At 75.9% G+C, this 21,052-nt stretch carries 16 protein-coding genes; 7 read left to right on the forward strand and 9 right to left on the reverse strand.

What is annotated here, in order from left to right; genetic code table 11:
- Nucleotides 1-75 precede the first annotated feature (75 nt).
- On the forward strand, nt 76-1,908 hold the full coding sequence (locus E7744_RS07430) for a SulP family inorganic anion transporter (RefSeq protein ID WP_137773570.1): 1,833 nt from the start codon (nt 76-78) through the stop codon (nt 1,906-1,908).
- Here E7744_RS07430 and E7744_RS07435 read toward each other — a convergent pair.
- Both E7744_RS07435 and E7744_RS07440 read right to left on the reverse strand, forming a co-directional pair.
- The gene (locus tag E7744_RS07435) at nt 1,905-3,185 is read right to left on the reverse strand and encodes a CapA family protein (RefSeq protein WP_168199783.1); all 1,281 of its coding nucleotides are present in this window, start codon (nt 3,183-3,185) and stop codon (nt 1,905-1,907) included. The two genes, E7744_RS07430 and E7744_RS07435, sit on opposite strands and share 4 nt — an antisense overlap.
- Before the next feature lie 131 nt (nt 3,186-3,316).
- On the reverse strand, nt 3,317-4,042 hold the full coding sequence (locus E7744_RS07440; RefSeq protein WP_137773572.1) for a metalloregulator ArsR/SmtB family transcription factor: 726 nt from the start codon (nt 4,040-4,042) through the stop codon (nt 3,317-3,319).
- Between the two features lie 77 nt (nt 4,043-4,119).
- Between E7744_RS07440 and E7744_RS07445 the strand changes: the two genes are divergently transcribed.
- From E7744_RS07445 to E7744_RS07455, 3 genes are read left to right on the forward strand one after another with little or no spacing between them, the layout of a single operon-like run.
- Entirely contained in the window at nt 4,120-6,837 is a 2,718-nt protein-coding gene (locus E7744_RS07445) for a multicopper oxidase domain-containing protein (RefSeq protein WP_137773573.1), read from the forward strand.
- A gap of 28 nt (nt 6,838-6,865) precedes the next feature.
- Nucleotides 6,866-7,306 carry a VOC family protein gene (locus E7744_RS07450; protein WP_137773574.1) on the forward strand — a complete coding sequence of 147 codons (441 nt, stop codon included), beginning with the start codon at nt 6,866-6,868 and terminating at the stop codon, nt 7,304-7,306.
- A 52-nt stretch (nt 7,307-7,358) separates the two neighbouring features.
- Nucleotides 7,359-8,798 (forward strand): amidase, encoded by a 1,440-nt coding sequence (locus tag E7744_RS07455; RefSeq protein ID WP_137773575.1) that lies wholly within the window; start codon nt 7,359-7,361, stop codon nt 8,796-8,798.
- A gap of 60 nt (nt 8,799-8,858) precedes the next feature.
- Here E7744_RS07455 and E7744_RS07460 read toward each other — a convergent pair whose 3' ends face one another.
- Entirely contained in the window at nt 8,859-9,056 is a 198-nt protein-coding gene (locus E7744_RS07460; RefSeq protein WP_137773576.1) for a hypothetical protein, read from the reverse strand.
- A 132-nt stretch (nt 9,057-9,188) separates the two neighbouring features.
- Nucleotides 9,189-10,256, reverse strand: coding sequence for a glycosyl hydrolase (locus E7744_RS07465; protein WP_137773577.1), 1,068 nt, complete (start codon nt 10,254-10,256; stop codon nt 9,189-9,191).
- Nucleotides 10,257-10,540: 284 nt separating this feature from the next.
- On the opposite strand from E7744_RS07465, the gene E7744_RS07470 reads away from it, so the two are divergent.
- Nucleotides 10,541-12,949: a bifunctional polysaccharide deacetylase/glycosyltransferase family 2 protein gene (locus tag E7744_RS07470; RefSeq protein WP_137773578.1), complete on the forward strand. Its 2,409-nt coding sequence runs from the start codon at nt 10,541-10,543 to the stop codon at nt 12,947-12,949.
- Between the two features lie 169 nt (nt 12,950-13,118).
- Here E7744_RS07470 and E7744_RS07475 read toward each other — a convergent pair whose 3' ends face one another.
- From E7744_RS07475 to E7744_RS07485, 3 genes are all read right to left on the reverse strand, one after another.
- Complete coding sequence (locus E7744_RS07475; RefSeq protein WP_137773579.1) at nt 13,119-13,520, reverse strand: hypothetical protein; 402 nt, start codon at nt 13,518-13,520, stop codon at nt 13,119-13,121.
- A gap of 234 nt (nt 13,521-13,754) precedes the next feature.
- Nucleotides 13,755-14,084 (reverse strand): DUF4190 domain-containing protein, encoded by a 330-nt coding sequence (locus tag E7744_RS07480; protein ID WP_137773580.1) that lies wholly within the window; start codon nt 14,082-14,084, stop codon nt 13,755-13,757.
- Nucleotides 14,085-14,512: 428 nt separating this feature from the next.
- Complete coding sequence (locus tag E7744_RS07485) at nt 14,513-16,912, reverse strand: excinuclease ABC subunit UvrA (protein ID WP_137773581.1); 2,400 nt, start codon at nt 16,910-16,912, stop codon at nt 14,513-14,515.
- A gap of 88 nt (nt 16,913-17,000) precedes the next feature.
- Here E7744_RS07485 and E7744_RS07490 point away from each other — a divergent pair, with 88 nt between their 5' ends.
- On the forward strand, nt 17,001-17,681 hold the full coding sequence (locus E7744_RS07490; protein ID WP_137773582.1) for a maleylpyruvate isomerase N-terminal domain-containing protein: 681 nt from the start codon (nt 17,001-17,003) through the stop codon (nt 17,679-17,681).
- Nucleotides 17,682-17,877: 196 nt separating this feature from the next.
- Complete coding sequence (locus E7744_RS07495; protein ID WP_137773583.1) at nt 17,878-18,225, forward strand: hypothetical protein; 348 nt, start codon at nt 17,878-17,880, stop codon at nt 18,223-18,225.
- A 22-nt stretch (nt 18,226-18,247) separates the two neighbouring features.
- Here the strand turns inward: E7744_RS07495 and E7744_RS07500 are convergent, their stop codons facing one another.
- Complete coding sequence (locus E7744_RS07500; protein WP_137773584.1) at nt 18,248-18,832, reverse strand: hypothetical protein; 585 nt, start codon at nt 18,830-18,832, stop codon at nt 18,248-18,250.
- Nucleotides 18,833-18,852: 20 nt separating this feature from the next.
- Nucleotides 18,853-20,994: an FAD-dependent oxidoreductase gene (locus tag E7744_RS07505; RefSeq protein ID WP_137773585.1), complete on the reverse strand. Its 2,142-nt coding sequence runs from the start codon at nt 20,992-20,994 to the stop codon at nt 18,853-18,855.
- Between the last annotated feature and the right edge of the window lie 58 nt (nt 20,995-21,052).

Consider the following 21,052-nt stretch of genomic DNA (forward strand, 5'->3'; position numbering starts at 1 on the left):
CGCCCGGTCCATGGTGAGTGTGCCACACCCGCGCGGGGGCGGGTCAGCGGGGTCCCGGCGCGGTAGCCTGCACGCATGTCCTCCCGCGGCTCGCTGGACCGGGTGGCGCGCTGGGCGCCCGGGATCGGGGTGGCGGCCCGCTACGACCGCCGCTGGCTGTGGCCCGATGTCCGCGCCGGCCTGGTGCTCTCGGCCGTGCTCATCCCGGTCGGGATGGGGTACGCGCAGGCCTCGGGGCTGCCGGCCCACACGGGGCTGTACGCCACGATCGTGCCGATGCTCGCGTACGCCGTCCTCGGCCCGTCCCGGCTGCTGGTGCTGGCCCCGGACTCGGCGCTGGCGCCGGTCCTGCTGGCCGCCGTGGTGCCCCTCGCCGGGGGCGCGGAGCACCGCGCCGTCGCCCTCGCCGGGCTCCTGTCCGTCCTGGTGGGGCTGCTGCTGCTGCTCGCCGGGGTGCTGCGCCTGGGCTTCGTCACGGACCTGCTGTCCCTGCCGATCCGCACCGGCTTCCTCAACGCCCTGGCCCTGCTCGTGCTCGCCTCCCAGCTGCCGGGCCTGGTGGGGGCCGACGTCGGCGCCGGCGACCCGGTGGGCCAGGTCACCGGCACCGTGGCCGCGATCGCGGCGGGCGGGGCCTCGCCCACCGCGGCCGGGCTCGGCGGTGGCGCCCTGGCGCTCATCGTCCTGGGCCGGCTGCTGCCCCTCGGGAAGGCGGCGGGGCTGGTCGTGGCCGTCGTGGCCGCCTCGGCGGTCACCGCGGCCCTGGGGCTGCAGGACACCGTGCCCGTGGTCGGGGAGATGCCCCGCGGGCTGCCGGCGCCCGCGCTCGGCGGGCTGGGCTGGGCGGACGTGGGGACCCTGGCCGGGCCCGCGGTGGCCGTGGCGCTGATCTCCTTCGCGGACACCGCGGCCCTGTCCCGGGCGTTCGCCGGCCGGCACGGCGAGGCGGTGGACGCCAACCGGGAGATGACCGGCCTGGGCCTGGCCAACCTCGCCGCCGGGGCGCTCGGCGGCTTCGCGGTGTCCGCCTCGGGCTCGCGCACGCCCGTCGCGGAGCAGGCCGGGGCCCGGTCCCAGCTGGCGCACGTGGTGGCGGCGGCGCTGATCCTGGTCTTCATGCAGGCCCTGCCCGGGGTGACCCGGTACCTGCCGGAATCGGTGCTGGCGGCGGTGGTCATGGTGGCGGCCCTGAGCCTGCTGGACGTGCGCGGCCTCGTCCGGCTGTGGCGCATGGACCGGACGGACGCCGTGCTGGGCACGGCGGCCCTGCTGGGCGTGCTGCTGGTGGGCGTGCTGGAGGGGCTGGCGGTGGCGGTGGGGCTCGCGCTCGTGGCCGTGGTGGTGCGGGGCTGGCGGCCGTACCGCACGGAGCTGGGACTGGTGAGGGGCCGGCGCGGCTACCACGACCGCCGTCGCCACCCCGAGGCGGAGCGGGTCCCCGGGGTGCTGATCCTGCGGTTCGACGCCCCGCTGTCCTTCCTCAACGGCGCCCTGTTCAACCAGTGGGTGCGCCGCGCCGTCGGGCACGCCCTGCGCCAGGTCGAGGCGGCCGGCGGCGAGCGCCCGGGCACGCTCGTGCTGGCGGCCGAGCCGGTCACGGACGTGGACACCACCGCCGCGGAGGAGCTGGCGGACGTGGACGACTGGCTGGCGGGCCGGGGGCTCACCCTCGTGTTCGCGGAGCTGAAGGGACCGGTGAAGGACACCCTCGAGCGGTACGGGCTCGCCGAGCGCTTCGGGCCGGAGCGGTTCGCCCCCACGGTGGGGGCCGCCGTGGACGCGGTCACGGGCGCGCTGCGCGAGGACATCGCCGAGGGCCCGGGGGACCGGACGGACATCGCCGGGCCGCCGGGACTGCCCGAACCGGGGCCGGCCGACGGGCCGTCCGGTCCGCGCGGTCCCGCCTAGGACCCGGCCCGGGGGCCGGACGCGGTGCGCTCGGCCAGCCCCTCGACGTCGAGCGAGCGGATGGCCTGGCGCGTCCTGGCGGCCGAGGCGTCCATCCGCCCGGCCAGCCCGGGGTGGTCCGCGCGCTCGAAGGGGATGACGAGGACGCGGGCGGGGCGGTCGCCGTCGAGCGGGGTGATGAGCGTCGGCGCGTACTCCGCGCCCCTCACCGCGAAGCGGCCGTCCCGTCCCTCGGTGAAGGTCAGCTCGACCATGGCGCCGTCATAGCTGTGCGGCGCGCCCAGCTCCTGGTGGGCCAGCAGGTTGCCGGTGCCGTAGACCACCCAGACGCCGTTGACCACGTCCACGGGCTGCACGGAGTGGGCGTGCTGGCCGAAGACCACGTCCACGGCGCCGGAGGCGGTGACCTCCTCCACGAACGCCACCTGCTCGGCGTTCGGGGCGGTGACGTACTCGCTGCCGGCGTGCAGGTGCACGGCCACGATCTCCGCCCCCGCCGCGCGCGCGGCCCGGGCGTCCGCGATCGCGGCCTCGGCGTCCAGCAGCGGCACGGACCACTCGCGGCCGGCCGGGTGCGGGATGCCGTTGAGGGCGTAGGTCTGCGAGACGATCCCCACGCGCGTGCCGTCCTCGGCCACGTGGACGAAGGGGGCCTCGGCCTCGCGGGCGGAGCGGTAGCTGCCCACCGCGCCGATCCCGGCCTCCTCGTGCACGTCGAGGGTGCGCACGAGCCCCTGCCAGCCGGCGTCGAGGGCGTGGTTGGACGCGGTGGTGCACACGTCGAACCCCGCGGCCGCCACCGCCCGGGCGGCCTGCGGGGGCGCCGCGAAGGACGGATAGGCCCGGTAGGGTCCGCCCTCCGGGGCGAACGGCACCTCGGCATGGCACACGGCCAGGTCGGCCGCCGCGGCGTACTGCCGCACCGACTCCAGCTGCGGGAGGAAGTCCATGGTCCCGCGGCCCGTGCGCGCCGCGTCGAGCTCGGCGCTCTCCCACAGCTCGTCGTGCCAGAGCAGGTCCCCGGAGACGTTCAGCGTGAACGTGCGCGGCCCCTGCCCGGGACCGGGATCCGTCCCGGCGTCCGGTCCCGACGGCGGCGCCCCGGGCGCGGGGCCCGGCCCGCCCGGCGACCCGGCGGGGAGCTCGGCCTCCGGCGCGGCGGCGCAGGCCGGGAGGGCGAGGACCCCCGCGGCGAGCAGGGAGGTGGCGAGCAGGCGCGCGGGGCGGCGACGCGGGGACGGCACCCGGCCGGTCGCGCGGGGACGGGGGCGGGTCATGGGCCCATCGTGGCATGCCGCCGCGGGGCGGGCGTGTCGACGGGCGACACGGACCGTCATCGCGGTCGCCGGGGCCCGTGGCGGGTCCTCCCGCGGCGTCCGATGCCGTCCGGGCCCGGGCCGGCGGGCGCTCAGTCCGTGGCGCCGCGCACGACGACGCGGCAGGCGTGGGGCAGAGCGAAGGGCTCGAGTTCGGCCCGCCCGGGCACGTTCCAGGCGTCCAGCACGCCCTGCAGCATCGCCTCGTGGATCCCGCAGACCGCCCGGAGGTGCTCGCGCGCCTCGGCCACGAGCGGGCACGTGCGCAACTCGAGGCCGCCCCCGGCATCCTCGGCCGCGGCGAAGCCCTGCGCGTCGAGGATCCCGGCCAGTCCCTGCCGGACGGACGCGGCGGGGGCCCCGGCCGGGGGCGCCGGATGCCGTGCGGCGACCTGCGCCCCCCAGTGCCGCCCGGCCTCCCGGACCAGGCCGGGGTGTTCCGGGGCCACGGCGACGAGCGCGGCGGCCAGCTCCCGGTACCCGGCGGCCTCCGGGGCCCCGGCACCGGTGCCGTCCGCCCCCGGCGCCACGCGGAACACGCGCGCCGGGCGCCCGCGGCCGGCCGGGGGCGCGGCGGCTTCCTCGACGAGCCCGGCGGCGACGAGGGCTGCCAGGTGATGCCGGACGGTGTTGGCATGCCCGCCCAGGACCCGGGCCAGGCCGGCGATCGTCGCGCCGGCCGGGCCGGCGTCGGTGACGGCCTCGAGCACGCGCCGGCGCGCGGCGCCGAGGGCGGCAGGCTCCGGCGTGGGCGCGGGGCCCGGAGGCATGTCCGGGCCGTCGGCGGGACGCCCGGCGCGGGCGAGGGGAGAGGACATGACGCCATCCTACGCAATATTCACCATGGCCTTGTATAAAATGGCCGTACCCGCCGCCGGCGTGAAGGAGAGCACCCATGGAGTCCCCTGCCGTCCGCGGCCCACGCCCCGCCGGCGACGCCGCCCGGCCCACGCGGGGTCGGCGGTCCCGGTTGCGCGACTACCCGGCCGTGCTGTGGCTGGTGACCGCCGTCGTCCTCGCCGTCGTCCACCGAGCGGTCCCCGAGGCCGAGTGGCTGCTCGTGCACCTGGTGCTGCTCGGCGCCCTCGGCCACTCGATCCTCGTCTGGAGCCTCTACTTCGCGCAGGCGATCCTGCGCGTGCCGGTCAGGGACCGCGAGCGCCGGCACCAGGACCGGCGGATCGGCCTGGTGTTCGGCGGCACGCTCGCGGTGGTCGTCGGCGTCCCCGGCGGGTGGTGGTGGCTCGTGCTCGCCGGTGCCGCGGTCGTGACCGCGGCCGTGGCGTGGCACGGGGCCACGCTGTGGGGCATGCTGCGGACGGCGCTGACCGCCCGGTTCCGCATCACCATCCGCTACTACGTCGTGGCCAGCGCGTGGCTGGCCGTGGGGGCCACCGGCGGGGTGCTGCTCGCCCGCGCCCCCGAGGACCCGTGGCACGGCCAGTTGCTGCTGGCCCACACCATGGCCAACCTGCTCGGCTGGGTGGGGATGACGGTGACGGGGACCCTCGTGACCTTCTGGCCCACCCTGCTGCGGACGCGGATGGACGACCGCGCCGCGCGGCTGGCCACCCAGGCCCTGCCCGTGCTCACGGGCGGACTCGTGCTGCTGGTGGCCGGCGCGCTCGTGGGGCAGCGGGAGCCCGCGCTGGCGGGACTGGCCGCCTACGCGGCCGGCCTGGCCTGGTGGGGGCGGGCCCTGGTGCGTCCGGCGCTTACGCGGCCGCCGCGGGAGTTCGCCGCCGCCTCGGTGGCCTGCGCGCTGTCCTGGGGCGTGCTGGGCCTCCTGGCGGTGGCCTACCTGCTGGCCACCGGCACCGGCTGGGCCGACCTCGGCGCCCGGTACTCGACGGTCGCCGGGATCTTCGCGGCCGGCTTCGGCGCCCAGCTGCTGCTCGGGGCGCTGAGCCACCTGGTCCCCACCGTCCTGGGCGGCGGACCGCGCGCGGTGCGCGCCGCCGTCGGGCGGTTCAACACCTGGACCACGGCCCGGCTGGTGGTCGTCAACGGCGGGCTGGTCCTGTACCTGCTGCCCGTGCCGAGCTGGGTGCGCGTGTTCGTCTCCGTCACCGTGGTCCTCGCCCTGGCCCTGTTCATCCCGCTGATGTTCCGGGCCATCCGGGACAGCATCGCCGTCCGCCGCCGGGAGGCGGCCGCGGCGGGGGGTCCGCGGGCGGACGGGTCCGCCCGTGCCGCGGCACCCGCCGGCGTGTCCCACCCGGCCGTCCGGCCCGCGTGGTCGGTCCGCCAGCTGCTCGCCGGGCTCGCCGTGCTGGGCCTGGCCGTCTCGGTCGGCATCGGGCTGGACCCCGCGGCGGCGGGGCTCGCGGTCCCGACGGCGGCCGGCGGGCCGGGCGGCACCGGCACGGGGGCCGGCGCCCCGGTGGAGCCGACGGGCCGGACCGTGCGCGTGGAGGTCTCGGCGCGCCACATGGCGTTCGTCCCGGCCCGGATCAGCGTGGCCTCGGGCGACCGGCTGGTGGTGGCGGTGACGAACGACGACACCACCACGCACGACCTGGCCCTGGGCGGCCAGCGGACGCCGCGGCTGGCCCCCGGGCAGGGCGCCGAGCTGGACCTCGGCGTCGTCTCCGGCCCCCTGGAGGGCCGGTGCACGATCGCCGGGCACGCCGCGCAGGGGATGGTCCTCGCCGTGGACGTCGAGGGCGCCCCGGCGGACGCCCCCGCCACCGGCGCGGGGCCGGCGTCGCCCGTGCCGCCGCGGGCCGGGGCCCGGCTGCAGGACACGGTGGACCCGGTCCTGCCGCCGCTGACGCCGGACCGGGTCCGCGCGGTGACCCTCACGGTGACCGAGGAGCCCCTCGAGGTGGCCCCGGGGCAGTGGCAGACGCGGTGGACCTTCAACGGCGGGTCGGTGGGGCCGGTCCTGCACGGGCGGGTGGGGGACGTCTTCGAGGTCACTCTGGTCAACGACGGCACGATGGGGCACTCCGTCGACTTCCACGCCGGGGCGCTGGCACCGGACCGGCCCATGCGCACGATCCAACCCGGCGAGCGGCTCACCTACCGGTTCACCGCCGAGCGCGCGGGGGTGTGGGCGTACCACTGCTCCACCATGCCGATGAGCGCGCACATCGCCGCCGGGATGCACGGGGCCGTGGTGATCGAGCCCGAGGGCCTGCCCGCGGTGGACCGCAGCTACCTGCTCGTCCAGTCCGAGGTGTACCTGGCCAACGACGCCGCCTCGGCGGCCCGGGCGCGCGAGCCCGACGGGGACAAGCTCGCCGCCCAGGCTCCGGACCGGGTGGTGTTCAACGGGATCGCCCAGCAGTACGACCAGGCGCCGCTGCGGGCGCGGGCGGGGGAGCGCGTGCGCTTCTGGGTGCTGGACGCCGGGCCCAACCGGCCCAGCAGCTTCCACGTGGTCGGCGGACAGTTCGACACCGTCTACCTCGAGGGTGCGTACCGGCTCGAGCACGGCGTGGACGCGTTCGGCCACCCCGGCAACGGCGCGCAGGCCCTCGGGCTGCAGCCGGCCCAGGGCGGGTTCGTGGAGCTGGAGTTCCCGGAGGCCGGGCACTACCCGGTGGTCTCGCACGTCATGGGCGACGCGGAGAAGGGCGCCCACGGCGTCGTGGAGGTCTCGCCGTGAGCGGCCCGCGCCGCTAGCCTCGGGGCGCATGGGCGTCCAACGGCTCGAGAACGTGGGCATCGTGGTGGAGGACCTGGAGGCGGTGCGCGACTTCTTCGTGGGCCTGGGCCTGGCGGTCGAGGCGGAGACCTCCGTGGCGGGCGACTGGGTGGACCGGACCCTCGGGCTGGAGGGCGTGCGCGCGGACATCGTCATGCTCCTGACCCCGGACGGCGCGGGCCGCCTGGAGCTCTCGCGCTACCGCCACCCGCCGCTGGCGCCGGCCGACCGGCGCCGGGCGCCGAACACGCACGGCTTCTGCCGCGTGGCGTTCGGGGTGGACGACCTCACCGCGACGCTGGCCACCGCCCGCGCGGCCGGCGCGGAGCTGCTCGGCGAGGTCGTCGACTACGCCGACGCCTACCGGATCTGCTACCTGCGCGGGCCGGAGGGGATCGTGGTCATGCTGGCGCAGCGGCTGGCGCCCTAGGCTGGTCCACGCCGGCCGCCTGCCGGCCCCGTGACCGATCGAGGGAGCCGCGATGACCGACCTGCTGGAGACGGGCGCCGTCGGCCTGGTGGCGATGCTGCGCTCCCGGGAGCTGTCCTCCCGGGAACTCGTCGAGGCGCACCTGCGCCGCATCGAGGAGGTCAACCCGGTGGTCAACGCCGTGGTGACCCTGGACCCCGAGGGCGCGCTGGCGGCCGCGAAGCGCGCCGACGCGGCCGCGGCCGCCGGGCGGCTCCTGGGCCCGTTGCACGGGCTGCCGATGACCCACAAGGACACCCACCGCACGCGGGGGATGCGGACCACGCAGGGGTCCACCGTCCTCCGGGACCAGGTCCCGCGCCAGGACGACCTGGTCATCGCCCGCCTGCGGGCAGCCGGCGTCGTGACGACCGGCAAGAACAACGTCCCGGAGTTCGCCGCCGGCTCCCACACCTTCAACGACGTCTTCGGGACCACCACGAACCCCTACGCCCCCGACCGCAGCGCGGGCGGCTCCAGCGGGGGACTCGCCGCGGCCCTGGCCGCGCGCATCCAGCCGCTGGGCGACGGCAGCGACATGGGCGGGTCCGTGCGGATCCCCGCCTCGTTCTGCAACGTGGTCGGCTTCCGCCCCTCGTACGGGGTGATCCCCGCGCCGTCTCCCCTCGACGCCTGGCAGTGGCTCGGCCGCACCGGGCCGATGGCCCGGACGGTGGAGGACGTCGCGCTGTTCATGGCCGCCGTCGCCGGGCCCGTCCCGGAGGTGTCCCCGGCCGCGCCGCTGACGGCGGAGTCGTTCGCCGGGCTGCCGGGGCAGGAGCCCGACGGCGCCCCACTGGGCGGCGTTCGCATCGGCTGGTCCCCGGACCTGGGGATCGGGATCCCGGTCGAGCCCGCCGTGCTGGCCGTGCTCGAGGCCCGCCTGCGGGTGTTCGAGGACCTCTGCGCCGTCGTCGAGGAGGCGGCCATCGACCTGCGCGAGGCCGACCGGGTGTTCGCCGCGACGCGGGCGATGCACTTCGCGGCGCACCTGGGGGACGTCGTGGACGCCCACCCGGACCGGGTCAAGCCGGAGATCGCCTGGAACGTGGAGCAGGGACGGCGGCTCACGGCCCGGGACTGGATCGCCGTGACCGCCGCCCGGACCCGGCTGCAGCGCCGCGTCCGGGACTTCTTCGCCCGGTACGACCTGTTCCTGACGCCCACGGCGCAGGTCCTGCCCTTCGACGCCACGCTGCGGTACCCGGCCTCCGTGGCCGGGGTGGGCTGCGAGACCTACCTGGACTGGATGCGCTCGGCGTGCGTGGTCTCCGCCACCGGGCTGCCGGCCCTCGGCGTGCCGGGAGGGTTCACGCCCGGGGGGCTGCCGGTGGGGTTCCAGTTCGTCGCCGACCACTTCGACGACGTGCGGCTGTTGCGCTGGGGGCGGGCGTTCGAGGGGGCGACGGAGGTCTTCCGCCGGCGTCCGGCCCTGTTGGAGCCGGCCGCCTGAGCGGCGGTCCAGCAGGTCCCGTCGGGGTGCTCGACGCCGTGCCGGTCGCTCCGGCGGCGGCTACCGCGCGTGCCGTGCCAGCAGCTCCTCGACCGCGTCCGGCCCGGCCTGCCGGAGGTCCCACGAGCCGGTGGTCTCGTGGAAGTCGGTCGCCGCAGCGGTGAGGTTGAACGCCGCGGCGTCCCGCGGGGGAGTGGAGGTCTCCAGCACGTGGACCAGGTAGGTCTCGGCCTCGGCCAGGGCGTGGGGATCGTGCATGGCGGCTCCTTCGGTGGACGGGGGCACGGTTTGCCCCTCGGCGTGCCCCGACCCTAGGACAGGCGGCGGGCCCGTGTCAGGGGGAGCGGGCCGACGGGGCCACCGTGCCGCCGGGGACCCGGCGGGCGCGGTTCAGGGCGCTGCGCGGGGCGGGACCGGGGCCAGCTCGGCACCGAGGGCCTCGGCGAAGTCCCCGGGACGCTGGTCCACCCCGCTGCAGTCGTGCACGGGCGGATGGCCGCCGTCCCCGGGAGGGCAGGGCCGGTCGCGGTCCCGCGACCAGTACGAGACCCGGCCCACGCCCTGGTCCCGCGCGAACCGGTTCACCTCGCGGGCCGCGTCCAGGTCCAGGACCTCGCCGTCGATGTCGTTCTGCCCGATCATCGGCGTGAGGCCGATGCGGTGCCAGGCCCGGTCGTCCGCGAGGGACTGGCCCGCCTCGGCGTACAGCGAGCCCACCTGGGGCACCGCGGCGCGGGCGGCGGCCTCCGCCTGGGCGGCCACGTCCGGGGCGCCCTGGCCGAAGTTCATCGTCATGAGGTTGACCCCCGTCACGTCCACGCCGGCCGCGAGGGTGTCGGCGACGAGCGCACGGGCGTCCTCCTCCAGCCCCTCCACGCCGACCGGGACGGTGAGCCACACCTGGAGGGGCCGGTCGGCGGGACGCTGCCGCTGCAGGCGCGCGAGGGCCTCGCCGCGCCGCGCATTGGCCTCGGAGCGGCCCAGGTCGTCCGCCTCGACGTCCAGGTCCACGACGTCCACCCCGTACCGCTCCACCACCGCCGCGTACGCGGCGGCCAGGCGGCCGGCGTCCTCGCACACGGTGGCCAGTTCCTGGTGGTGGGCGCCGCCGAACGAGACGGCGACCTCGTCCCCGCCCGCCCGCAGGTCCCGGACGCGGTCCTCGAGGCCGAGCGTGGCCGCGGCGTCGTCCAGGTCGTGGGCGGCCCCCCACGAGGGGGCGCACGGGTCCTCCGGATCGGCCACCACGAAGGAGAGCACGGTCGTCTGGGAGGGCGTGCCGGGCGAGTCCTCGGTCACCTGGACGTCGTCGTAGCCGCCGAACCACGGCGGAGCCGGGTCGGCGGAGCGGCCCGGAGCGGCGCACCCCACCAGGAGCGCGGCCGCCAGCGCGACGACACCGGCGCGGGCCGGCCACCGGGTTCGGCGGCGCCGAGGGCACGGGCGAGCACCTGTCATGGGGCCAGCGTGCCCGAGGACGCCCGGCCTGTCCATCGGGCCCGCGGGCGGCGTGGCTCGCCGACCGCAGGCCAGGGCCCGGAGCGTGCCACGTCGCCCGCGGGCAGGTACCGGACGAGTACGGACCACGCTGTCCGGCCCCTCCGGGCAGCCCTACGTTCCTACTGGAGCACCCCGCGGTACGGGGCCCGCGGGCGGTCCGTTCCCACAGGGAGGAGTGTCCGGTGACACAGGGTCATGCCGGGAGACGCCAGGATCCACCAGGAGGGGGCAGGGGAGGGGCGATGGCCCGTCGCGCGTCCGCGCGGACGGGGAGCACGGCCCTGCCGCCCGTGTTCTTCGATCCCACGGGCAAGCGCTGGCGCCGGATCCTCACGGTCCTGCTGCTGGGCATGGCGCTGGTCAGCGGCCTCGGCGCCTGGCTCGTGGCCCAGGCCATGACCCCTCCCGCCGGGTCCACGCCGGTGGTCAACCAGGACGCGGACTACCCGCGGGACGTGCTCGCCACGGGCGACGCGGAGCACATCCCGATCCTGGGCACGGAGGCCAATCCCTTCTCCCGCATCGGGCTGGTCCGGGAGGTGGGAGGACGGACGGTCCTGCAGGACCCGTTCGGCGACGGGGTCCTCCGGACCCTGACGGCGGAGGAGGAGCGGACCGTGGGGGACAGCCCCTACGCCATGGAACGCTTCGGGGAGGTGCCGGACAAGACCCTCGTGCTGACCTTCGACGACGGCCCCGCCGAGCCCTACACGAGCCAGATCCTCGACATCCTGTCCGCCGAGGGCGTGCCGGCCACGTTCTTCACGACCGGCAACAGCATCGTCGAGCAACAGGCCCTGTTCCGGCGGATCCTCCGGGAGGGCCACGCGGTCGGCAACCACACCACCACGCACACGCTCTGGGACGACTGGACGGTCCTGGACCGGGAGGAACTGATCGCCACCGACCGGACCATGCGTTCCGTGGCCCGCTACGAGTCGCGCCTGTGGCGCCTGCCCTACGGCGACCCCGACCGCCACCCCCGGCAGCTCCTCGAGGCCCAGCAGCTGGGGTACCTCCACGTGGACTTCGACCTCGACACCCTGGACTGGCGCGTCCACGGCGACGAGTCCGTGACCGTCCCCGAGCTCGACGGCGCCGGCCATGTGGTGCTGATGCACGACGGCGGCGGGGACCGCAGCCCGACCGTGGCCGCCGTCCAGGAGCTGGTCGACGAGGCCAAGGCCGCCGGGTACACGTTCACCACCGTGGACGCCATCGTCCCGGACGACGACCCGTCGGCCGCGCCGGTGGAGTCCGAGCTGGCCGACCACACGACCCAGGTGACGCTCTTCGGCCTGACGGTGGCCCCGGACGTGGTCATGTCCTGGCTGTTCTGGTTCGGCATCGGGTCCCTGACGCTGATGTCCGCGCTGTACGTGGTCCTGGCTCTGGTGGGGCACCGCCGGCAGCGGAGGCGGGCGTGGCGGCGGATCCCGGAGGAGGAGCTTCCCCTCGTCTCGGTGATCCTGCCCGTGTTCAACGAGGAGCCCGTGGTCGCCCGCACCCTGGACGCCCTGGCCGCGAGCGACTACCCGCACCTGGAGGTCATCGCCGTGGACGACGGCTCCACGGACCGCACCCTGGAGATCCTGCGCGACGTGGCGCGGCAGTGGCCGCAGCTGCGGGTGCTCACCCAGGCCAACGGGGGCAAGTCCACCGCCATCAACCACGGGCTCATGGTCGCCGCCGGGCAGATCATCGTCACCCTGGACGGGGACACGCTGTTCGAGCCCCAGGCCATCCGGATGCTCGCCCGCCACTTCCACGAGCCCGCGGGCGACCGCCCCGTCGGGGCGGTGGCCGGGCACATCAAGGTGGGCAACCGCACCGGCGTGCTCACGATGTGGCAGTCCCTGGAGTACATCTCCGGCATCTGCGTGACCCGGATGGGGGAGGGGGTCGCCGGGGCGATCACCATCGTCCCGGGTGCCTGCGGGGCCTGGAACGCCGAGGCCATCCGCGCCGCGGGCGGCTACTCCCACGACACCCTGGCCGAGGACGCCGACCTGACCATGACCCTGCAGGAGCTCGGCTGGGCCGTGGTGCAGGAGAACGAGGCGGTGGCGTACACCGAGGCGCCGGTGACGGCCCGGGGACTGGCCAGGCAGAGGCTGCGCTGGACCTACGGCAACCTCCAGGCGCTGTGGAAGCACGCCGGGATGCTGTTCCGGCCACGCTACGGCTTCCTCGGCCTGGTCGCCCTGCCCTACGCCATGCTGGCCACGGTGATCCCGCTGCTGTTCCTGCCCCTGACCATCCTGATGGCCGTCCTCAACCTCGCCGCGGGGAACTGGCAGCCCCTCGCGGCCTTCGGCGCCCTCGTGGTGGGCATCCACGCGGTCATCTGCGTCATCGCGATCTGGATGGTCCGCGAGTCGTGGACGCACCTGCTCATCGTGCCCCTGTACCGGGTCATCTACGAGCCGTTGCGCGCCTGGCTGCTCTACGCCTCGCTGCTGCAGGCGCTCCGGGGACGGACGGTCGGCTGGTACAAGCCGCCGCGGACCAACACGGTCCTGGACCTGCGCAGCATGGGCGGCGCCGGCGGCTCCGGGGCCGCGGAGCCCACCGGTCCGTCGCCCTCGGTGGCCGCCTCCGGGGCGCGGAAGCCCGCCCGCGGGGACGGACGCCGGCGGACGGAGCCCTGAGCGCGGCCCCGGAGGAGGGGCCGCTCGATGCTACTTGACATAATGCAGCTTATCGGCGCTCTGGCCAAGGGTCCGGAGGGGGCGCGGGAACCGTGGGGTCCGGGCGCACCCCACCCGCCCGACGCGTCCACCGGTCGGCCCGCGAGGTGCCGGCACGGACCAGCCCCGCTCAGTACGTGCTGCTGCCCGTGGCCGCGGCGAAGACCACGACCAGGACGACCAAGATGTACAGGATGGCCAGCACGCCGAACCCGGTGCCGATCCACCCGAGGACCCGGCCCACGGTGGCATCGGCCCCGGCCCGGCGGGCCTTGTTGGCGTAGTGGATGGCCATCGGTCCGAACACGATGCCGATGGTCACCAGGGCCAGGATGCCGAACAGCATGGCGTACTGGGCGTCCTTCGCCCCGGGAGCCGGCTGCAGGGCCGGTGCATAGTAGCCGGGTGCGTACCCGGGGGTCGCCGTCTGGCCAGACTGGAGGGGCGGGTACTGGCCGCCCTGGGCGTACGGCGGCGGGGCGGGGTACGGGTACTGCTGCCCCGGGTGGGGCTCGGGGATGTCCTGGCTCATCACGGTGCTCCGTTCTCGTGGGCCCACGTGGGCCGGTCGCAGGCTACCATGCGCCCGAGGCCCCCGGATCCCCCTCCCACGTGGGAGGATGCTCGTGTCTGGCCCCCGCGCGGCCCCTCTCCGGGCGCATGCGCGGTCCCAGGCGGTCCGGCCGTCCCCGAGGCCCGGACATGCCGGGGGCGGCCGGCCCGGGACGGTGCGTCCCCGGACACGGCCGCCCCCGCGCGGTGAGGCCTAGTAGCCGCTCATGGCGAGGATGCTGCCCATCATGAGGAAGAAGATGACGATGGCCAGCAGCCCCCAGATCGTGTCGATCCAGCCCAGCACCTTGCCGGCCGTGGCCGCCTTGCCCAGCTTCTCGGCCTTGTTGGCCTGGATGATGGCGATGGGTCCGAGGACGAGGCCGAAGAAGAACAGGCCGAGGATGCCCAGGATGAGGGACATCTGTGCGGCCTTCTCCGCCTCCACCTGCTGGGCGGACTGGGTCATGTAGAACCCGCCGGGCTGCTCGGACGGGAACTGCTGGGCGGGAGGCTGCTGGAAGGACTGGTCGGAATGGCTCATGGAATCCCCTACGGTGTCGAGTGGCCGCCGAGTGCGGTCGTTCGACAGCGTACCCGCGCGGCCTCGCCCGGACCCCGTATTTCTCCTCGTCAGACCGCGTTTGACGGGCCGGGCCGCTTCTCCTCTAGCTGCGGGCCCATGGGCTGTGGGGACGATCGCTGCCGGCGCCGACCGTCACCGGTCCGGGCCTCGCGGATCGTCCCGACCGCCACCAGCTTGGCCGCCTCGAGCCCCGACTGCTCGGAGGCGTACTCCCCCGCCGCCCGGCACGGACGGTAGCTGTCCCCGCCGCCTGCCGACTCCCCCGGCTCGCCGCTGCCCGCGCGGACCCCGAGGGCCAGGAACGCGGGGTCCGGCGCGGCCAGGTGCTTCCCCAGGGCGGTGCCTCCCGGGCGCAGTGCCGTTCCGGTCCTGTCCTCCGGAGCCGCTCAGGCCCCCACGTACGCGGCGAGGTGGCGGCCGGTGAGGGTCTCCCCCGCCGTCCCGGACCGGGCCACCAGCTCGGCCGGCGTGCCCTCGAAGACGACCCGGCCGCCGTCGTGCCCGGCCCCCGGGCCCAGGTCCACGATCCAGTCCGCGTGGGCCATGACGGCCTGGTGGTGCTCGATGACGACCACGGTCCGCCCGGAGTCCACCAGCCGGTCCAGCAGTCCCAGCAGGTTCTCGACGTCGGCCAGGTGCAGCCCCGTGGTCGGCTCGTCCAGCACGTAGACCTCGCCGGCGGCGCCCATCTCGTTGGCGAGCTTCAGGCGCTGGCGCTCCCCGCCGGAGAGGGTGGTGAGCGGCTGGCCGAGGGTGAGGTACCCGAGCCCGACGTCGGCCAGGCGCAGCAGGACCTTGTGGGCGGCGGGGACGCGGGCCTCGCCCTCGGCCAGGAACCGCTCGGCCTCGTCGACCGACATCTCCAGCACCTCGGCGATGTTGCGCCCGCCGAGGGTGAACTCCAGCACCGCGGACTGGTAGCGGCGGCCCTCGCAGTCCTGGCACGTGGAGGCCACCGTGGACAGGAAGCCGAGCTCGGTGTAGATCACCCCGGCACCCTTGCACGTGGGACAGGCGCCCTCGGAGTTCGCGCTGAACAGGGCGGGCTTGACGCCGTTGGCCTTGGCGAAGGCCTTGCGGACGGGTTCGAGCAGTCCGGTGTAGGTGGCCGGGTTGGACCGGCGGGAGCCCTTGATGGCCGTCTGGTCCACCACCACCACGCCCTCGCGGCCGGCGACCGAGCCGTTCACCAGCGAGCTCTTGCCGGACCCGGCCACGCCGGTGACGGCCACCAGCACGCCCAGCGGGATGTCGACGTCCACCCCGCGCAGGTTGTTCGTGTCCGCCCCGCGCACCTCGAGGGCCCCGGTGGGCCGGCGGACCGCGTCCTTGAGCCGGGCCCGGTCGTCCAGGTGCCGTCCCGTCAGGGTGTCCGAGGCGCGCAGCCCGGCGAGGTCGCCCTGGTAGGTGACCCGTCCGCCCCCCGCGCCGGCGCCGGGGCCGAGGTCCACCACGTGGTCCGCGATCGCGATCGTCTCGGGCTTGTGCTCGACGACCAGCACGGTGTTGCCCTTGTCCCGCAGCTCCAGCAGGAGCCGGTTCATCTTCTCGATGTCGTGCGGGTGCAGGCCGATGGTGGGCTCGTCGAAGACGTAGGTGACGTCCGTGAGGGACGAGCCCAGGTGCCGGATCATCTTGGTGCGCTGGGCCTCGCCGCCGGAGAGCGTCCCGGCCGGCCGGTCCAGGCTCAGGTAGCCCAGGCCGATCTCCACGAAGCCGTCCAGGGTGTCCACGAGGGCCTGCCGCAGCGGGGCCACCGAGGGCTCGTCGAGCTCCCGGACCCACTGCGCGAGGTCGGAGACCTGCATCGCGCACACGTCCGCGATGTTCTTCCCCCGGATCAGCGAGGACCGCGCCTCGGGCGCCAGCCGCGTGCCCCCGCACTCCGGGCAGGTGGCGAACGTGACCGCCCGGTCCACGAACCGGCCGATGTGCGGCTGCATGGCCTCGCGGTCCTTGCTCAGCATGGAGCGCTGGATGGACGGGATGAGCCCGAGGTAGGTGAGGTTGATGCCGTCGACCGAGATCTTCGTGGCCTCCCGGTAGAGCAGGTCGTGGCGCTGGCGCTTGGTGAACCGCTTCACCGGCTTGTCCAGCGGGAAGTAGCCGGCCCCGCCGTAGATGCGCCCGTACCAGCCGTCCATGCTGTAGCCGGGCACCAGGATGGCGCCCTCGGCCAGGGTGCGCTCCTCGTCCACGATCGCGGTGAGGTCGAAGTCCGTCACCGCCCCGCGGCCCTCGCAGTGCGGGCACATCCCGCCGAGCCGGTTGAAGGTCGCCTTCTCCGCGATCGTCCTCCCGCCGCGCTCCACGGTGATGGCACCGGAGGCGGAGACCGAGGGGACGTTGAAGGAGTACGCGTTGGGCGGGCCGATGTGCGGCTCCCCCAGCCGGCTGAACAGGATCCGCAGCTGGGCGTTGACGTCCGTGGCCGTGCCCAGGGTGGACCGCGGGTCCGAGCCCATCCGCTCCTGGTCCACGATGATCGTGGTCGTCAGGCCCTCGAGCACGTCCACGTCCGGGCGGTCCATGGTGGGCATGAACCCCTGGACGAAGCTCGAGTACGTCTCGTTGATCAGCCGCTGCGACTCCGCCGCGATCGTGCCGAAGACGAGCGAGCTCTTGCCGGACCCGGAGACGCCCGTGAACACGGTGAGCCGGCGCTTGGGCAGGTCCAGGGCGAGGTCCTTGAGGTTGTTCTGCCGCGCCCCGACCACGCGCAGGGTGTCGTGGCGGTCGGCCGGGTGGACGGGGGCGGACGGTGGGGTGCTGCTCACCCGGCTCATCCTGCCACGGCCCGGGCCCGGACCGCAGTCCCGGGACCTGGCGGGACGACTCTGGCCAACGGCACGGGCCCGTGTGATCCTGTGGACCATGGAGACGGATACCGCTGCCAGCTTCGACCAGACCACCGAACGCCTCCCGGCCCACCAGGAGGGGCCCCCGCCCCGGCCGCACGTGGAGGCCTACCGGGCCGCCTCGAACGCGCTGGCCCGCGTCTGCTCCCGGATCACCGACTGGGAGGCCCCGGGGCTCGGTGAGTGGACCGTCCGCGACCTGGCCGGGCACGTGGACCGGGCGCTCGTCAACGTCACCGCCTACCTCGAGGCCGGCACGGAGCCGGGGGCGCCGTTCGTGGAGGGGCCCGTGGCGTACTACCGAGCCTTCTGGGGCCGGCACGACGACGAGGGCGTCGCCGAGCGCGGCCGCCTCGCCGGGCAGGCCCTCGGCGAGGAGCCGGCCATCACGATCGAGCGCGACCGCGTGCTGGCCCAGGCCGTGGTGGACCGCACCCCGGACGACGCCCGGCTGCGCACGCCCGTGGGCACCATGACCCTGGCGGGGTACCTGCCGACCCGCACGTTCGAGCTGGCCGTGCACACCGCCGACCTGGCCCGCGCCACGGGGCAGGAGGTCCCCTCGTCCCTGGACGCGGCGTGGCCGGAGGTCATCCGCCTGGCCGCCGAGCTGGCGATCGAGAACGGGCAGGCGGTCGACCTCGTCATGGCCATCACCGGCCGCGGCACGCTGCCCGAGGGGTTCACGGTCCTCTAGTCCGGGCCGGTCGTGGCGTAGCCTGCGGCAGGGACCGGCCGGCGCCCCCACGGGCGCCGGGGACGCCGACCGAAGGAGCACCGTCATCACCGCCGCACACTTCCGGGTCGGGGACCGGGTCGCCGTCCTCGCGGGCCACCGGCGCTTCCCCCGGGCCTCGTACGCGACCGTCGAGCGGGAGACCCGGCACCACTGGGTGGTCGACGGCGTCCGCTACCTCAAGTCCACCGGACTGGAGGCCGATCCCCCGGCGTCGATGCCGCCCGCGCGGCTCGTGGGGGCCGACGACCGGTGGGCGGCCGAGCTCGTCGCGCGGCAGTCCCGCAGCGCCCTGCTCACCCGGCTCGAGGACGCCACCGAGCACCTGGGCGGCCACCCCGCCGACCGGGAGGCGGCGCTCGCCGTCCTGGAGGCGGCCCGGTCCTACCTCGCCGCGCTCGACGGGGAGCCGGCGCCGGAGGCCCGGCCGGTGCCCCGGGAGGCCCGGGCCACGGGGGTGCCGGACGCCGCGACGGCCCCCGAGGAGCACGGGCGCCGTCCCTGAGGACGGCCTGGGCCGTCCGGAGTCAGCCCTCGGTGTGCAGGGAGAAGATGATGCCGTGCCCGCCCGGCCAGGTGGCCGTGAGCCGGCGCGCCTCGGCGAGGTGCTCCGATCCGGGGTCCTCTGGGCTGGCCACCACGCGGTGCACCTGCACGCGACCGGCCCGCTCGGGCGCCGGTCCCAGCACCGTCACGCTCACCTCGTTCGGCTCGTGGCCGATGTACTGGCCGTCCTCGGCGTACAGGTGGGTCTCGGCCTGCTGCTGCTCCCCCTCCAGGGCGCGCAGGAAGCAGGCGGTCGCCACGGGGTCGGCCATGGCGTCGTACACCCAGCGCCGGCCGAGCACGGAGTGGTCCACGGTGCCCAGCAGGTAGGGCTCGGCGCCCTCGAGGGGCGCGGCGCGGTAGGACAGCGGGACGTGGAGCACCGCCTCCTGGCCGGCCCGCCGGAGCAGGTGCGCCTCGATGCCGACCTCGCCCTCGGGGTCGTCGAAGCGGTAGGCCCCGACCTTCTCGAGCTCACCCTCCCCGGACCAGGGCTGCTGGGACAGCCAGGAGCCGAGCAGGTCCATCTTGGAGGGAACGAGGGTCGCTTGGTAGACGGTCGCCATGCGGGCCAGTCTACGGGCGGCTAGATCCGGGCCGCGAGGCGGGTGGCCTGCTCGATCGCCCGGCGAGCGTCCAGCTCGGCGGCCACGTCGGCCCCGCCCACGAGGACGACGTCGGCCCCGGCGGCCACGAGCGGGGCGTGCAGGTCCCGCCGGGAGACCTGGCCCGCGCACACGACGACGTCGTCCACCGCCAGCACGCGCGGGACCCCGTCCACCTCGAGGTGCAGGCCGGCGTCGTCGATCCGCACGTAGCGGGCGCCCGTGACGAACTCGACGCCGCGGGCGCGCAGCGTGGCCCGGTGCACCCAGCCGGTGGTGCGCCCCAGGCCCGCGCCCATCGGCGTCGCCCTGCGCTGCACCAGGTGCACCCGCCGGGGCGGCGGTGCCGGGCGCGGCGTGGTGAGCCCGCCCCGGCCGGCGAAGTCCGGGTCCACGCCCCACTGCGCCTGCCAGTCCGCCAGCGCCGGTCCCCGGCCGCCGTCGCCGGGCTCGGACAGCAGCCCGGCCACGTCGAAGCCGATGCCCCCGGCCCCGATCACGGCCACGCGCTCGCCGCAGCGCACCCGCCCGGCCACGACATCCGGATAGGCGTGCACTTCCGGCCGGTCGATGCCGGGCAGGTCCGGCTCGCGCGGCACCACGCCGGTGGCCAGGACGACCCGGTCGTAGCCGCCCGCGAGCAGCTCCGCCGCGTCCACGGCGTGGCCGAGCCGCACGTGCACGCCCGTCTCCCCCAGGCGGACGGCGAAGTAGCGCAGGGTCTCGGCGAACTCCTCCTTGCCCGGGATCTCCCGGGCCAGGCGGAATTGCCCGCCGATCTCCGCCCCGGCCTCGAAGAGGTCCACGCGGTGACCACGGGCTGCCGCCTCGGTGGCGGCGGCCAGGCCCGCCGGGCCGGCGCCCACGACGGCGATGCGGCGCCCCGCCGCCGGCGCCGCCCGGTGCGCCCGTGGCAGTGCGGGCGCGGCGGGAGCCGGGGCGAGGGGCAGCAGCGGACGGTCCGGCAGGGGCGGGAACGCCGGGTCCGTCTCGCGGCCGGCCCGGGGGTTGACGAGGCACGTCGCGGGCCGGCCCTGGAAGGCGTGGTCGAGGCAGGCCTGGTTGCAGGCGATGCACGTGTTGATGCGCTCCGGGGTCCCGGCGGCGGCCTTCGCCACCCACTGCGGGTCGGCCAGCAGGGGCCGGGCCATCATGACGAGGTCGGCGTGCCCGGCCGCCAGGACCCGCTCGGCGGTGTCCGGCATGTTGATGCGGTTCGCGGCGGCCACGGGGATGGTCACCACCTCGCGGACGCGGCGGGTGAAGTCGGTGAAGGCGGCCCGCGGCACGGACGTGGCGATGGTCGGCACCCGGGACTCGTGCCAGCCGATCCCGGTGTCCAGCAGGTCCGCCCCGGCGGCCTCGAGCTCGCGGGCGAGGTCGAGGACCTCGGCGAGGGTCTGGCCCTCGGGGACCAGGTCCACCACGGACAGCCGGAAGGCGATGAGGAAGTCCGGGCCGGCCGCCGCGCGGATCCTCCGGACGACCTCGGTGGCCACGCGCCGGCGCCGCCGGGCGGACCCACCCCAGGCATCGGTGCGGTGGTTGGTGCGCGGGGCCAGGAACTCGTTGACGAGGTAGCCCTCGGAGCCCATGACCTCCACCCCGTCGTAGCCGGCCGCCCGCGCGAACCCCGCGGCGCGCACCACGTGGCGCACCGTGCGCTCCACGGCACCGGACGAGAGCCGGCGCGCCGTGAACGGGGTGATCGGCGCCCGTGACCGGTCCGGCCCGGCGGCCAGCGGGTGGTATGCGTAGCGGCCGGCGTGCAGCAGCTGGAGGGCGATCCGCCCGCCCTCGGCGTGCACCGCCTCGGTGACCATCCGGTGCGCGCGGGCCTCGCGCCACGAGGACAGGGTGCCGGCCCCCGGGGTGAGCCGGCCGGTCCGGTCCGGCGCGACGCCGCCGGTGATGATGAGGCCCACTCCCCCGTGTGCCCGTTCGGCGTAGAAGGCCGCCAGCCGGGGCGCGTCCCGGGGCTCGTCCTCCAGGCCCACATGCATCGAGCCCATGACCACCCGGTTGGCCAGGCGCAGCGGGCCGACCGTGACGGGCCGGAACAGGTGGGGGTAGGCGGTGGCGGGGCGGTCCGGGACGGGACGGCCGGCGGTCGGAGCGGTCATGCCCGGAATACTACTCGCGGGTAACTTCCGTGTCCGCCCCCGGCTCCGCCCCCGCCGG

The sequence above is a fragment of the Citricoccus sp. SGAir0253 genome (genome assembly GCF_005877055.1).
Classification (GTDB): Bacteria; Actinomycetota; Actinomycetes; order Actinomycetales; family Micrococcaceae; genus Citricoccus.